This window comes from Acinetobacter sp. TR3, assembly GCF_027105055.1.
GTDB lineage: Bacteria > Pseudomonadota > Gammaproteobacteria > Pseudomonadales > Moraxellaceae > Acinetobacter.
Genome location: NZ_CP114264.1, coordinates 1,463,581 through 1,478,411 on the forward strand (window position 1 = coordinate 1,463,581; position 14,831 = coordinate 1,478,411).

Sequence of the window (14,831 nt, forward strand, 5' to 3'; positions counted from 1 at the left end):
AGCTAGTTCAGTAGCATATCAGAAAATTAGCTTTATAGATGAAAAGAGCGAATGTGGCTTGGTTCGCAAAAGGATAATTAAATTTCCAATTTAATTTCGAAAATAGTTTGTTTCAAATAATATTTGTTATTAATTTTTTTCTTAACAAATAATATGGTAAATGAAATTTCTAACGAAATATTTCAATAGATCATTAGCAATCCAAGTGATTGATATTAACGAATGGTGTAAATGGTATCGAAGTTAACATCCACTGAACAAATAAGTAAATTACAAATTAAATTATTGTTTAGTAGATTTGAAATTTGATTACTTAGATTCATTTCAAATGCTGTTAATTCTCTCATGATTATTTGGCATGCACTATTAAATTCATGAATATTCCAGTCTTTATTAAATAAAAATTTTATAGCGTTTAAATTGTTTAACTCATACATCAAGGTGTGATGAAGTGAGAATCCTTTATCATCAATTATTTTTGAACTTTGGAAGAGAATTGGTTCCACTTGATTCGCTTTGATGAGCATTAATGAATCAATTATTTTATTTTTAAGCTCATTATTTAAGCTGTTAAAGAAACCAAAAGAAAATGTTGTAATGACCGCAGCATCCATCCAAAGTGTAGATTTATGGCTCATTTTTCCTAAATGAAGTTCTATAAATTCATATTGATTTCCGATATTCTCAGTTTGGGAGAAAAATGAGTAATCTTTTTCATTTTTGAATTTTATTGCTGAATGAGGCATCTTTTAACTCATTATTACATTACTTAACAATCTTGATACATAATGGTTTTTTTTAAATTAAAATTCAACAGATTTTATTAATATTTATTTCCTTTGATTGGTGATTGATCCCAATATGTTTATTTTATCAATCTTTCTATTTAAAAAGTTATAATAAGTTAACTATATTAAATTAATGTGAAAGGTGTTTAATAATATTTAAAACTTAGGGATATTATCTAATTTTTTATAGAAACTGAGAATGATATCTAATTTTTATATTAAAATAACAATCAGTAGGATAGAAAATTTCTGTTTTTTCGCTACAAGTATTTAGGATATAAAACTGATAGACATCTTAGATGTATGTTGGATGAGCTGGTTTTGATACAAAAGATGAGAAATCGAATCGATCAGTGAGCAGGCTACGGGTTGGTAATGGAGAGGAGTGTACTCACTTAAAGTTCTATTTGTCTCATAGGCGAAGAGTAAGACGCTAGACAATTATTTAAAAATTCATTTGAAATACAGCTTTTATAGTGAAAATTCAATGCATGCAACGTGATACAAGGCGTATACTCAAATTAACCATTACAATCACATAGGATTAGAAATGCTTCTTAAATTTGCGATTCGCTTTATGGCTGTCCTCCTTTCAGTACTTATATTGGTTGCTGTCGTTATTCAGTTCTTCTTCTCAAGCAAATTAACCACAGATTTGTGGATTATTGTGGTTCCTGTGATTTTAGGTATTCCAATTCTTACCTCAGTCGTAATTGCTAAAGACGATGAGTTAAGCATTCATTAATACATACATGAATAATTAAAGTCACTATTTAAAAAGCCCATGCCAATGGGCTTTTTTACTATTTTAAACAATCTAAGTCCTATTTGAGAATTTACATTGTTTGATGAACGGTCATAATCAAGCGATGGTTGGTGTTGGTAATAGTTATTAAAAAAATAGATAATTGTGATGAAATTCACAATTTGGATAAGAAATGTTTAAGATCATAGGGAATTTAATAGTTTGTATGCTGTTTATTACTGGTTTGGTATTTTTATTGATTGGAACTTCGTCAACGGATGCGCTTCTGATTGCTGTTTCATTCGCTTTGATGACGGCATCTTATCTACTTGCATCAGAATTTAATATAAATCTGTTGAATTGGAATAGATAAAAAAAATTTAGCTGAAGAATTTTTGTGGAAATTCTTCAGCAATTTGATCCTAGCCAAAATAATGGACAGCATGTCCCTCTAAAGATAATGTTACTCCAATCTTTGGGGGCAAAGAAATGGCTAAACGTTTTAGTCCTGAATTTAAACAGCAAGCAATTGATTATCTACTTTTCAAACTTCCACGAGCTTATAGCTGCAATCGCTCATAAATTGGGTGTGGCTTATTCAACCATAAATAAAGCGCATGTGTACTTTCTGATTCCTTATCTTAGTTTATTGCAAAAATTTTTTAGACACTCAACTGATAAGAATAAAACTGTATTATCTACACATTTTAGGATTTCATAGAAAATTTTGGGAAATTAGGTTTAAAGGTTTTTCTATTTAAATACTTTAAGGCTTTAGTATTAAAAAATGTAAAGCCTTAAAGCTTAGTTCGCATTAGATTTGAAAATCTTTAACAGACAAATAGGTTTTAAAATCATATCCTGATGGTGCTTGATAAATTCTCAAACCAAATTCAGGAATAATTGCAATAAAATGATCGAAGATATCAGATTGAATCGCTTCGTAAGATGCCCATGCTGTCGTATTTGTAAATGCATAAATTTCTAAAGGTAGACCTTCACTAGTGGGTTGTAGTTGACGAACTAAAATAGTTTGATTTTGTGCAATACCTTGATGCTGGCGTAAATAAAACTCTACATAAGCACGGAATGTTCCTACATTGGTTAAACGTCGTTGGTTGTATTCTGATTGATTACTTAGATGATCATTAAACTTATTAATTTCATCTTGCTTTGCATCAAGATAATGGTCTAAAAGTAAAAAATCTTTTAATTTTCGCTGTTCACTATCAGTCATAAAGTGAACACTACTTTGATCAAGAAATATCGAACGTTTAATACGACGGCAGCCAGAATTACTCATACCACGCCAGTTTCTAAATGTATCGGTGACAAGTTTGTTGGTTGGAATGGTGGTTAGTGTTTTATCGAAATTTTGTACAGTCACTGTATGCAGAGACATATCAATCACGTCGCCATCCGCATTTAAAGAGGGCATCTCAATCCAGTCTCCTATACGAACCATATCATAAGAGGCAATTTGTACACTTGCGACTAAAGACAAGATCGTATTTTGGAAGACTAGCATGAGAACTGCTGCCATTGCACCGAAGCCTGCGAGTAAAGTAAAGACATCTTTTTTAAGAAAAGTACCTAAAATCATAAGACCACAGACAACGAATAAAATCAGTTTGATCAGCTGTAAATAACCTTTGATTGGTTTATTTCTCGATTTTGGATTGCGTTGATACACTAAGTTAAAAATATTCAGTGCTTCACTAATTGATAAAGCGAGCGTGAGAAAAATAAATGCCTGTGTTCCCATTTGTATTAATGTAATTACTTTTAATGGAAGATGGGGAACTGCACTGATTCCATTCATGATGACTATCGCAGGAACGATATTTGCAAATCGACGTGTAACGCTGTGTTGGGCAAAAATTGATTGGTGGGGTGACTTAAGCTTAGTAATGATATGGCGGATACCACGGACAATAATTCTTTTGGCAATAAAATTTGCTAAAACCGCTAGAAAAATCAAAATTGCGAATGAAATGAGCATTTCTAACCAAGGGTATTGGCTTAATTCACTTCTAATTTCGCTAATAAAACTTAAATAATTCAAATCAAAACACCTTACAATTTTCACTTTATTAATTGTAAGGCGTTAAAAGTACTTATGATAAGTTGATCACATTTTGAATACGATCTGTAAGGTTGTATTACATTAATGAGGTGTGATTTACCACATTAAATCATCTGGAATGACATAAGCTGCGTATGGATCTTCTTCATCAGTTGCTTGATCATTTTTCTCAGTATTATTGTTAACCAAAATAAATCCTTGCATTTTTTGATCAATTTTTTCTGAAAGAGCTTTGGGGAGATAAGCATATTTATCTTGATCTTTAGCAATAACTAAAGAACCCGTCACTAACGCATTATAAACTTGTTGTGAAAGATAAACCTTTTTAATTTTCCCCTCATCAATGAATTGATAGGTAACATCACCCTCTGTTTGCAAAATTTTATGTTGCTTGATCATTTGAATAATTGAAGCTTTAAGCGCCTTTTCTTCTAAAACCTTTTGTTTTTCTAAATTCAGTGCCTGGTCTTTGGCTAATTTCTCTTGATTCACCCGATCGATTTCAGCTTTTAATGAGGTATCATCATGTTGTCCGGTGCGTTGTTCATGTTGCACCTGTTTGGTTAATTTTTTGGCTTTTTTATTGTCGACCAAACCCGCTTTGAGTAACTGAGCTTGTAATGCATTTTTAACCATAATTCAATCCGAATTCGAGTTTGATGAAGAGCGAAAGTAAATTACCCAGTAAGCTATACTCATAGTCAGACTTAAACTTGCTGGTATTAGGAAAGTTTGTAATTTTAAATAAGGATAAAGCAAACTCGCAATAAGCCCACCTATAAAAAATCCTAGAAAGATGAGCAAGTGTAAAAAAATACGCCTATTTTCAATTTTTAGACCACGAACTTTATAACCTAAGGTTAAACCAATATCCGTTAAAACACCTGATAAATGTGTTGTACGGATAATTGCACCTTTATAGTGACTTACCATCGCATTTTGTACGCCCATGGCGACACATGCCCACAACAAACCATAGCGCGGGAAGTAAGGTAACAAAAGCCAAGTTAAAAATAGAAATGCAGCAACTAAACTAAGTGGGAAACCGTAATGATGGCCAAAAGAGACATTGCTATCTCCAAGAATGAGACCGCTGTAAAACGATCCAATCACGAAGCATAAAACTACTAAACTGAGATAAATAAAATGCTCTGGTTGCCATTCTAGCAAACTCATTGCCAGCATGCTGACGTTGCCGGTCATGTGTGAAACTGATTGATGTAGAACAGTAAATAGCCCTAATACGTTAACCATACCAGCATTTAGTGCGAGTAAAAAAGCACCAAGTTGAATCCAGTTTGGTAAACGCTGTAAGGGCATAACAATCTACTAGTTTTTTCGGTTTCGGAAATCTACAGCAGCAGTAAATAAAACGTCAGTTGACGAGTTCAGCGCAGTTTCAGTCGAATCCTGTAATACACTGATAATCATACCAATCGCAACTACTTGCATCGCAATTTCAGATGATATACCAAATAAACTACAAGCAACAGGGATGAGCAGTAATGACCCACCTGCAACACCAGATGCACCGCATGCTGAAACGGTTGCAACGACTGAAAGAATAATCATTGTGCTTAGATCAACATGAATACCTAATGTATGAACAGTAGCAAGCGTTAATACGGTAATTGTAACCGCTGCACCCGCCATGTTGACTGTTGCTCCAAGAGGAATAGATACACTTGCGGTTGCTTCGTTTACACCTAAGCGTTGCGCTAAATCGAGATTAACAGGAATATTGGCAGCAGAACTACGTGTGAAAAATGCCGTAATTCCACTTTCTTTTAAACACTTAAACACTAATGGGTAAGGGTTTGCTCGCATCGTTAATGCGACTAAAATTGGATTTATCACTAATGCAACAAAAAGCATTGTTCCTATCAGTACAATTAACAAATGTGCATAGCTAGATAAAGTTGCTAAACCTGCATCTGCAAATGTGACTGCGACTAAGCCAAAAATTCCCACAGGGGCAAAACCAATCACGGTGTGAATAATTTGATTTACAGCATCAGCCACATCAGTAAGCACTTGTTTGGTAGTCTCAGAACTATGACGTAATGCTAAACCTAAGCCGATTGCCCAAGCCAAAATACCAATAAAGTTGGCTTCACTAATTGCTTGTACAGGATTGGCAATAAAGCTTAATAATAAGTTTTTTAAAATTTCTGCCAAACTACCAGGCGCTTGAAGAGCTGGTTGAGTTGATAAATTAAGAAATAGCTGACTTGGAAAAGCAATACTTGCTACAACAGCACTAAATGCTGCGAGTAGCATTCCAACCACATACAAAATCATAACAGGTTTTAAGTTTGAGTTTTGCCCAACTTTGAAATTTGCAATCGAAGCAAGCACTAAAACAAAAACAAGAATCGGGGCAACCGACTTTAATGCTTTAATAAACAATTCACCTAATAAACTCAAATAAGGTGTAAAGTTAGGAAAAAGCAAAGCTACGCCAATCCCTAAAAAAATAGCAATAATAATTTTGCTGACTAAGCTCAAGCGAGACAATACATTAAACATATAAAAGCCTTATAAACCTATATGTGGTTTAAGGTTAAACAAGCGCCGTATTCTATACCTAAGCACTGTATTTTTTTAAATTTTTTTGATGAACGAATTACTTTAAAAATACCATAAAAATTAAAATAATGTTTTTAAAAGTATTTTATTTAAAAATACAGAATCTTTTTGTGTAAAAAAAGAGCTTATCTTTATAGTTTTACTAAAAACTATAAGTGAAAAGGCAGTATTCTTCTAGCTGCTGTTTAAAATTTAGATTGATAACTTATTGATAATTCAAGGAACAATAAATCATTTTATCTCAAAAATTATTGTACAAATGAGTAGTTTTTAAAGAATTTGGTCTTATCCATATCATTATTGCATTAAGCAAATAGTGATTAATACAAATATAGAGTAGGGACTTATTAGTCCCTTCTTTCTCTTACTTAAAGAAATATCCAGTTTCTGGTGAACTTGCATTCGCCATACGTTTACGAGGCATACGACCTGCTAAGAATGCTTCACGACCTGCTTCAACCGCTTTTTTCATGGCAGAAGCCATCAAAATTGGATTTTGAGCAGCAGCAATTGCTGTATTCATTAATACGCCGTCACAACCGAGTTCCATTGCAATCGCCGCATCACTGGCAGTACCAACACCTGCATCGACTAACACAGGAACTTTGGCATTTTCTTTGATGATTGAAATGGTATGTGGATTCAAAATGCCAAGGCCAGAACCAATCAAACTACCCAAAGGCATGATCGCAACACAGCCCATACTTTCAAGTTCTTGGGCAACAATTGGGTCATCCGAGGTATAGACCATGATCTCAAAACCATCATCAATCAAGGTTTGCGCGGCTTTAAGCGTCGCGGTCACATTTGGATATAAAGTTTTTTCATCACCAAGTACTTCTAACTTCACCAGATTGTGACCATCAAGCAGTTCACGTGCCAGCATACAGGTACGAATCGCGCTATCGGCATCAAAACAACCTGCGGTATTTGGCAGAATCGTGTATTTCTCAGGTGGAATCACTGAAAGCAGATTTGGTTGATCGGCATGTTGTCCGATATTTACACGACGAATCGCAACAGTGACGATTTCTGCGCCACTGGCTTGAATAGCTAAATCAGTTTCATTGAGATCTTTATATTTACCAGTTCCGACCAATAAACGAGATTGGAAAGTACGTGAACCAATAATTAAAGGGGAATCTTGCATGGGCTTACTCCATTTTTAGCCGATTAGCCGCCACCAACAGCTTGAATAATTTCAATACGATCTTCAGGAGCAATAGCTGTTTGCTCAAGTCTACTTTTCGGAATAATCTGTTGGTTCTTTTCTACAGCGAAGCGTTTGCCTTCAAGCGCCAAGCTTTGAATCAATTGCTGTAGGTTTTCACAAGGCGTGTCGAGTGACTCGCCATTTAAATAGATGTGCATGATCAATCCTTATTTCGCATGCTTGATTGCTTGCCATGCGAGTAACAGCCAGCCCGCTATCATAAACGCACCGCCAATCGGTGTAATCGCACCTAAAATGCGCGGTAGGCCGAGCGCCATAATGTATAACGAACCGCAGAAAAATATGATACCAATTTGCATCAAAATAAAAGGAATTTTTATTGGGAAAGTAGGTGTGGTTTTATGCAGAACACCTAAAATTAGTAAGCCAAGCGCATGATAGAAAAAGTATTGGGTGGCTGTACCCCACCAAGCGAGTTGTTCTAGGGTTGCAAAAGATTTGAGTCCATGAGCACCGAAAGCACCCAACATAACTGCAATAGCAAGATTGATTGCAGCAATTCCAATCCACATGGCATCGTACCTGAATGAAATTAAAAAATTTTTGAAGATTGGAGTGCTATTTTTTCATAGTCGATCATATTATGCAAACTAACTTGGGGGAATGATTAAGTAATTTCTCCCTTGCTGATCCATCTATATTCAATATCGGATGCTTCAATTAACCATCGACTAGATTCATTGAGATCGTACCATTCTATTTCATGAATCAAATGTCCTTGATCATTGATACGCAATTCATCATATCTCCAATCTCTATGACCCTGAATTCCATGGTTGCAGTTAAGTTGATAATTAAATACTTGTGGGTATATCAATTCAATAAAACCATCATGATAAGCTCCAAGCAGTCGAATGGTAATCGTTATATAACGATTTTCTTGTCGATCTCCCGAGTTTCTTTCTTCAATTTTAATATTTTCTAACCAAGCATCATGTGGACAACGCGGGTCATTAAAATTGCCATACCACTCAGAAGTTGCAAGTGAATAGGCTTTTGATGGGAAAATATTTTTGTGCTGAGTTAAGTATGCTTTGTATTGTCCAAAGCATTCAGGATTATCCGATGTTCTTTCATTTGATAAAATAAACATAATTTGCTTTAAACCTTTAGATTGTCTCTGAGGTCTTATATTTTTTATTTAAAAATTTATGTGATCAGGCTCATTATATTTTTAGTCATAATGAGCCTGACTCAATTAACTCGCAGACATTGCTGTTTTGATTTTTTCCATTGCATTTTTTTCAAGCTGTCGAATACGTTCTGCTGAAACGTTATATTCTGCGGCCAATTCATGCAAAGTCGATTTATCATCATCTAACCACCGACGTTGCAAGATATTACGAGATCGATCATCAAGCTGTTCCATTGCCTCGTGTAAGGCAGAACTACTTTGTTCTTCATAATCTTCTTCTTCAATCAACCGAGCTGGGTCGTAGCGATTATCTTCAAGATAAAGTGCAGGAGCTGTATGTGGAGTATCGTCATCATCATCACCTTGAGCTTCAAAAGCAGCATCATAAGCGGTTAGGCGACCTTCCATTTCGAGCACTTGCTCTGGTGTGACATTCAAATCATTGGCAATTGATTTCGCTTCTTCCAACGTAAGTCGTTTGCTTGATTTTTTAAGACTACGTAAGTTAAAGAATAATTTACGTTGTGCTTTTGTCGTTGCGATTTTGACAATACGCCAGTTACGAATCACATATTCATGTATTTCGGCTTTAATCCAGTGCACTGCAAAAGAAACTAAGCGAACACCCATATTTGGATCGAAGCGTTTGACCGCTTTCATTAATCCAAGGTTACCTTCTTGAATAAGATCGCCTTGTGGCAATCCGTAACCTGCATAGCTACGTGCAATATGTACGACAAAACGTAGGTGTGACATTACCAATAGTTTGGCAGCATCAAGATCTTGGTCATAATAATAACGCTCAGCAAGTTCTTTTTCTTGCTCGGCCGTTAGAATTGGAATTTGATTGACAGTACTGATATATGCACCAAGGTTTACGCCTGGCGCAGACAATGACAGGGGCATCAATTGATTGCTGCTGTCAGTAGTCATGGAGTCTCCTTATAGGATGGTATTTAAGTCAACAATTTCATCTTAATGCGAATGTTCTTCATCACTAAGGAAATTTGAGTATAAAAATGTAAAGTTATCTAGTTTATCTTTAGCTAGAGTTTATCAAAGAATTACATAGATTCAATTAAATAGTGAAACTCATTCTCTGAAATTTTTTGTGTCTGGCATTGAAGTTGCTGAATTTGGCAATATCGTGTTACATCAATTTCACTATGAGGATCTGAGGATTTTAATAAATATTGTTTCGAACCTTCAGCTTTCTTTAAAGCACGCTTTAGCATGAGCAGTGGCATAGGACAAGGTTGTCCTAACGCATTAATAATTTCAGGAGAATTCGGTATCTGAGTCATAGTGATTTAAGCAGCTAAATTCAGAATTATTTTAACAAATTCTGTAGAAGGAAGGCTGACTATTATGAATTATTTTAGCTTGAGTGTTCTTAGAGGTGGTTTACTTTAGGGGATTGGTGAGTTAAATGCGAGTAATCTAAGTGTTTGTTAATTCTGGTTGTTCAAGAGTATTTTGGGTAGAGCGTTATAACCGATAATCATTATTATTAAGCTTGTTGTTGAAATGGTTTTAGATGGTATTCTTGGGAAAGGTGATTGCTAACATTGTTTGTTTTTTTGTGCATATTTTGGCTGGTTTTTATTAAAATTTCTGCTCAATTTTTAGATGTAGATTCTCTTATTTTTATAGTAAAAAAAATCATTAAAAAACCGCTAAATTATTGAAAAAAACGGATGAAGTTATTTGAAATAACTGAAAATAAACCTATTAATTATCATAAACCCATGTTAAGCTCGATGCGTTTTAGGATGTATGCTATACGATAAAATCGTTAAAAAACCTATAACAAATGGATGTAACCGGAAATTGTTGATAGTTTTACAGAATGATTACAAGCTTTGAAATTATAAATATTTTAAAACCTTGTTGGCTCTGCTGTTTGCAACACCGGAAGGTCCTTATCTTTCAATATCTGAGGATTGACTTATGACAGCTCGTGAACAAGGCGTAGTAAAGTGGTTTAATGACACTAAAGGCTTTGGTTTTATTCAACGTAATGGCGGTGATGACGTATTCGTTCATTTCCGCGCAATTATGGGTGACGGTCACCGTTCTTTACGTGACGGCCAACGCGTTGAATTCAGCGTAGTTCAAGGACAAAAAGGTTTCCAAGCTGAAAACGTTCAGCCTTTAGACTAATTTGTTGCTTTAACGCAATATAAAAACGCCCCAATGTTATTTGGGGCGTTTTTGTTTATAATGGCCACTTTCTTTTGATCATTGATGGTTCGAGAGCATATATGACATCTGGTTTTGAAACCTTAAATTTACATCCGCAGTTGAAGAAAGCAATTGATGCTTTGGGTTTTACACAAATGACCCCAATTCAACAAAAGGTTTTGAAATATACATTAGCAGGGCATGATGCCATTGGTCGAGCGCAAACTGGTACAGGTAAAACAGCAGCCTTTTTGATTAGTGTGATCAATGATCTATTAAATAATCCGCTACAAGAACAACGGTTTCGTGGCGAACCACGTGCGCTGATTCTGGCTCCTACACGTGAGTTAGCACTACAGATAGAGAGTGATGCTCAAGCTTTAACAAAATTTTCAAACTTACATCTTGTCACTCTACTTGGTGGTGTGGATTTTGATAAGCAAAAGAAAATGTTGGATAGTAATTTTGTTGATATTATCGTTGCAACGCCTGGTCGTTTAATTGATTTTGTCGAGCAAAAAGAAGTTTGGTTGGATAAGATCGAATTCCTTGTGATTGATGAAGCCGATCGTTTATTAGATATGGGTTTTATTCCATCGGTAAAACGGATTGTGCGTTACTCACCCTTCAAAGAACAACGTCAAACTTTAATGTTTTCTGCAACTTTTAGCTATGATGTACTTAATCTTGCTCGTCAGTGGCTATTTGAACCTGTAACGGTTGAGATTGAGCCTGAGCAAAAAACCAATAATGATGTGGAGCAGCGTGTTTATGTGGTTGCGAAACAAGATAAGTACAAATTATTGCAAGAAATTTTGCGTGATGAACCAATTGATAAAGTTATGATTTTCGCAAATCGTCGAGATCAAGTGCGTCGTTTATATGATTACTTAAAGCGTGATGGTTATAAAGTCGGTATGTTATCTGGTGAAATCGCTCAAGATAAACGATTGAAGATGCTCGACCAGTTCAAACAAGGTAAGCATAATATTATGATCGCAACAGACGTTGCTGGTCGTGGTATTCACGTTGACGGCGTGTCACATGTGGTGAATTTTACTTTGCCAGAGCAGTCTGATGATTATGTACATCGAATTGGTCGTACAGGTCGTGCTGGTGCTCAAGGTGTTAGTATTAGTTTCTTATCTGAAGATGATGCTTTCTATTTGCCAGAAATTGAAAAAGCGATTGGTAAAAAGTTACCTTTAACGCGTTTAGATGGATATTGTTAAGACTAAACAAGATTTTCTGATATTTAGATAATATTTAAAAAAGACTAAATTTTTCTTAATTTAGTCTTTTTTTATTTTTAAAGGCTTTCATTTGCTAAATTACACAAAAGATTCATGATTTTTGCGGAAATCCAGTGATTAGTTGCTGAATTGAAGTAAATCAACATGTAGAATATGGCGCATTACCTGGGAGGATATTATGGCACTCATCTCAATGCGCCAGCTCTTGGATCACGCTGCAGAACATAACTACGGCGTACCAGCGTTTAACGTAAACAATTTAGAACAAATGCGTGCAATTATGCTCGCTGCTGATGCAACGAATTCACCTGTTATTGTGCAAGCTTCGGCAGGTGCACGTAAATACGCAGGTGCACCTTTCTTACGTCATCTGATTTTGGCAGCTATTGAAGAATGGCCACATATTCCTGTGGTAATGCACCAAGATCACGGGACGAGTCCTGATGTTTGTCAACGTTCTATTCAATTGGGCTTTAGCTCAGTGATGATGGATGGTTCATTGGGTGCTGATGGTAAGACTCCAACATCATATGACTATAATGTTGATGTTACTCGTCGTGTTGTCGCAATGGCGCATGCGTGTGGTGTTTCAGTTGAAGGTGAGATTGGTTGCTTAGGTAGCCTTGAAACTGGTATGGCTGGTGAAGAAGATGGTGTCGGTGCAGAAGGCGTACTCGATCATTCTCAACTGCTTACTTCTGTTGAAGAAGCGACTCAATTCGTTGCTGATACGAATGTAGATGCTTTGGCGATTGCTGTAGGTACTTCACACGGTGCGTACAAGTTTACGCGTCCACCTACAGGCGATATCTTGGCAATTGACCGTATTAAAGAAATTCATGCTGCGTTACCAAATACGCATCTAGTAATGCATGGTTCAAGCTCTGTACCACAAGAATGGTTGGCAGTGATTAACCAATATGGTGGTGATATTAAAGAAACTTATGGTGTGCCTGTTGAGCAGCTTGTAGAAGCAATCAAACATGGTGTGCGTAAGATTAATATTGATACCGATTTGCGTTTGGCATCTACTGGTGCGATGCGTCGTATGATGGCTGAAAAACCAAGTGAATTTGATCCACGTAAATTCTTTGGTGAAACAGTTGAAGCAATGAAGCAAATCTGTGTAGATCGTTATAATTCATTTGGTACATCAGGTAATGCAGATAAGATCCGCCCAATTTCTTTAGAGAAAATGGTTGATCGTTACAAATAATTAATTTGTGATGAATAAAAAACAGCATCTTTTGATGCTGTTTTTTATTTCTTAGATTTTTGGATAAATTACAATGTAAATTAAAGTGCTTTAGGAGTTTTAAAATGTCTTTCAAAGAAAATTTACAGTTTTTAGCTGATAGGTTGCTTGCAATACATACATATAGTCCTGATCAATATCCAAGTTGGAGATTGGAATATTATAATAATGCCAAAGAAATTTTTGATGAGGTGATCCTAGACAGTATCGTGGACAACCGATCCCTCTAAATTCTTGAAATATTTCTGTTCAAAGGCTTCTGGACTTAACCAGCCATTTGCAGAATGCCTTCTGATTCGATTGTAGTAAACTTCAATATACTCAAACAAGATAGCATTTGCCTCTTTTCTCGTAGAAAATACACTGCCATGTACTACATGCCCCTTCAGGGTATGGAAGAAGCTTTCGGTCACTGCATTGTCCCAACAGTTTCCTCGTCTAGACATGCTTTGAATACAGTTATTCGTCAATAATAGCGCCCTAAAATCACGACTACAGTACTGACTACCTTGATCCGAATGCACCATGACACCCGTTGGATAACCCTGACGAGCCATTGCATAATTAAACGCATCACACACCAATTGGCGGTCTATTCGATGGCTGGTTTGCCAACCCACAATACGACGGCTGAATAGATCTAGCATCACACATAAATACAGCCAGCCTTCTTTAGTTCGGATATAGGTAATATCCGTTGTCCAAACTTTATTAGGCTGAGTAACTGTAAATTGGCGATCCAACAAATTTGATGCTGTAGACAAACGATGGTTTGAATCAGTCGTATGCTTGTATTTACGTGCAATCCTACTACGTAAACCAAGCTTTTTTAGCATCCTTCCAACGGTACGTTCGCTCATGCGATAACCTAAATCACGCATGTCATGTACCAATGACGGTGCACCCAAGCGCGCATGATGCTGCCAATATACAACTTTTAAATCATTGTATTTCTGCGCTGTATTGGTCTGGCGTTTTCGCCAGGCATAATAGCCTGAAGTGCTGACATCTAGGCATTTACAGACAGAAGACACAGTGACTTCATTTATATCCATATCTTGAATTACCGTGTACTTTTCTTGGCATGATCTGTCAGAAAGTACACATGCGCTTTTTTTAAGATGTCATTGGCTTCCTTGAGCTGTTTGACTTCTTTTTCTAATTCCAAGATCCGCTGTTGTTCAGGAGAAAGTTGACGTTTGCTTGAACCTACTGGATTGGCTTCACGAATCCATTTATCTAAGGTTGAATAACCCACACCTAATTTATGGGCGATTGCAGCTATAGGCTCGTGGGAGTTTGAAAGTGCATGATCAATTGCTTGCTGTTTAAATTCCGGACTAAAACGTTTAGCCATTTCTTGGATCTCCAAAGATTGAAGTTACGTTATCTTTAGAGGGACATGCTGTCCATTATTTTGGCTAGGATCAATGGAGTTTGTGGATAGAAAACTAAAAGAAATTCATGCTGCTTTTGAGGATGGTGATGGTGATACAGTAGGGCGCGCTGCTTTTGTAATTTGTGTGGTTGCGGATGTTAAAAATTTACGATAAATATTTCCA

At 36.0% G+C, this 14,831-nt stretch carries 16 protein-coding genes and 1 pseudogene; 5 read left to right on the plus strand and 12 right to left on the minus strand.

All coding sequences use genetic code 11. The features are described from left to right. Positions 1 to 215: 215 nt before the first annotated feature. Positions 216 to 746: a hypothetical protein gene (locus tag O1449_RS06790; RefSeq protein ID WP_269228116.1), complete on the minus strand. Its 531-nt coding sequence runs from the start codon at positions 744 to 746 to the stop codon at positions 216 to 218. 592 nt (positions 747 to 1,338) lie between these two features. Here O1449_RS06790 and O1449_RS06795 point away from each other — a divergent pair. Further along, entirely contained in the window at positions 1,339 to 1,533 is a 195-nt protein-coding gene (locus O1449_RS06795) for a hypothetical protein (protein WP_269239533.1), read from the plus strand. Positions 1,534 to 2,022: 489 nt separating this feature from the next. After that, positions 2,023 to 2,146 (plus strand): annotated as a pseudogene (locus O1449_RS06800) (IS3 family transposase); the annotation flags it as partial. A 201-nt stretch (positions 2,147 to 2,347) separates the two neighbouring features. On the opposite strand, the gene O1449_RS06805 reads toward O1449_RS06800, so the two are convergent. The 10 genes from O1449_RS06805 to O1449_RS06850 all read right to left on the minus strand — a co-directional run bounded on the left by O1449_RS06805 (position 2,348) and on the right by O1449_RS06850 (position 9,881). Then, positions 2,348 to 3,598, minus strand: a complete 1,251-nt coding sequence (locus tag O1449_RS06805) for a mechanosensitive ion channel family protein (protein WP_269228115.1) — start codon at positions 3,596 to 3,598, stop codon at positions 2,348 to 2,350. Between the two features lie 117 nt (positions 3,599 to 3,715). Then, entirely contained in the window at positions 3,716 to 4,255 is a 540-nt protein-coding gene (locus tag O1449_RS06810; RefSeq protein WP_269239534.1) for a DUF2058 domain-containing protein, read from the minus strand. A gap of 3 nt (positions 4,256 to 4,258) precedes the next feature. Beyond that, positions 4,259 to 4,939 carry a YoaK family protein gene (locus O1449_RS06815; RefSeq protein ID WP_004662424.1) on the minus strand — a complete coding sequence of 227 codons (681 nt, stop codon included), beginning with the start codon at positions 4,937 to 4,939 and terminating at the stop codon, positions 4,259 to 4,261. Positions 4,940 to 4,948: 9 nt separating this feature from the next. Beyond that, entirely contained in the window at positions 4,949 to 6,148 is a 1,200-nt protein-coding gene (gene sstT, locus O1449_RS06820; protein WP_269239535.1) for a serine/threonine transporter SstT, read from the minus strand. Positions 6,149 to 6,572: 424 nt separating this feature from the next. After that, positions 6,573 to 7,358: a thiazole synthase gene (locus tag O1449_RS06825; RefSeq protein WP_004639328.1), complete on the minus strand. Its 786-nt coding sequence runs from the start codon at positions 7,356 to 7,358 to the stop codon at positions 6,573 to 6,575. A gap of 23 nt (positions 7,359 to 7,381) precedes the next feature. Further along, positions 7,382 to 7,579 carry a sulfur carrier protein ThiS gene (gene thiS / locus O1449_RS06830; RefSeq protein ID WP_005187915.1) on the minus strand — a complete coding sequence of 66 codons (198 nt, stop codon included), beginning with the start codon at positions 7,577 to 7,579 and terminating at the stop codon, positions 7,382 to 7,384. A 9-nt stretch (positions 7,580 to 7,588) separates the two neighbouring features. Then, positions 7,589 to 7,954 (minus strand): DUF423 domain-containing protein, encoded by a 366-nt coding sequence (locus O1449_RS06835; RefSeq protein ID WP_269228112.1) that lies wholly within the window; start codon positions 7,952 to 7,954, stop codon positions 7,589 to 7,591. A gap of 95 nt (positions 7,955 to 8,049) precedes the next feature. Next, the gene (locus O1449_RS06840) at positions 8,050 to 8,535 is read right to left on the minus strand and encodes a hypothetical protein (protein ID WP_269228111.1); all 486 of its coding nucleotides are present in this window, start codon (positions 8,533 to 8,535) and stop codon (positions 8,050 to 8,052) included. 105 nt (positions 8,536 to 8,640) lie between these two features. After that, positions 8,641 to 9,510, minus strand: a complete 870-nt coding sequence (rpoH, locus tag O1449_RS06845; protein WP_004662417.1) for an RNA polymerase sigma factor RpoH — start codon at positions 9,508 to 9,510, stop codon at positions 8,641 to 8,643. Between the two features lie 131 nt (positions 9,511 to 9,641). Then, positions 9,642 to 9,881: a sulfurtransferase TusA family protein gene (locus tag O1449_RS06850; protein ID WP_269228110.1), complete on the minus strand. Its 240-nt coding sequence runs from the start codon at positions 9,879 to 9,881 to the stop codon at positions 9,642 to 9,644. Between the two features lie 646 nt (positions 9,882 to 10,527). On the opposite strand from O1449_RS06850, the gene O1449_RS06855 reads away from it, so the two are divergent. The 3 genes from O1449_RS06855 (at position 10,528) to fba (ending at position 13,230) form a co-directional block, all read left to right on the plus strand. Beyond that, on the plus strand, positions 10,528 to 10,740 hold the full coding sequence (locus O1449_RS06855; protein WP_004653893.1) for a cold-shock protein: 213 nt from the start codon (positions 10,528 to 10,530) through the stop codon (positions 10,738 to 10,740). A 101-nt stretch (positions 10,741 to 10,841) separates the two neighbouring features. Continuing rightward, a complete protein-coding gene (rhlB, locus tag O1449_RS06860) occupies positions 10,842 to 11,993 on the plus strand; it encodes an ATP-dependent RNA helicase RhlB (protein WP_269239536.1) in 1,152 nt (383 codons plus the stop codon). 199 nt (positions 11,994 to 12,192) lie between these two features. After that, positions 12,193 to 13,230: a class II fructose-bisphosphate aldolase gene (gene fba / locus O1449_RS06865; protein WP_004662410.1), complete on the plus strand. Its 1,038-nt coding sequence runs from the start codon at positions 12,193 to 12,195 to the stop codon at positions 13,228 to 13,230. A gap of 236 nt (positions 13,231 to 13,466) precedes the next feature. Here fba and O1449_RS06870 read toward each other — a convergent pair. Continuing rightward, positions 13,467 to 14,626, minus strand: a protein-coding gene (locus tag O1449_RS06870) for an IS3 family transposase (RefSeq protein ID WP_269238047.1) whose coding sequence is annotated in 2 segments (ribosomal slippage) — positions 13,467 to 14,392 and positions 14,392 to 14,626 — 1,161 coding nt in all. Because the reading frame shifts where the segments join, the coding sequence is not laid out codon by codon here. Between the last annotated feature and the right edge of the window lie 205 nt (positions 14,627 to 14,831).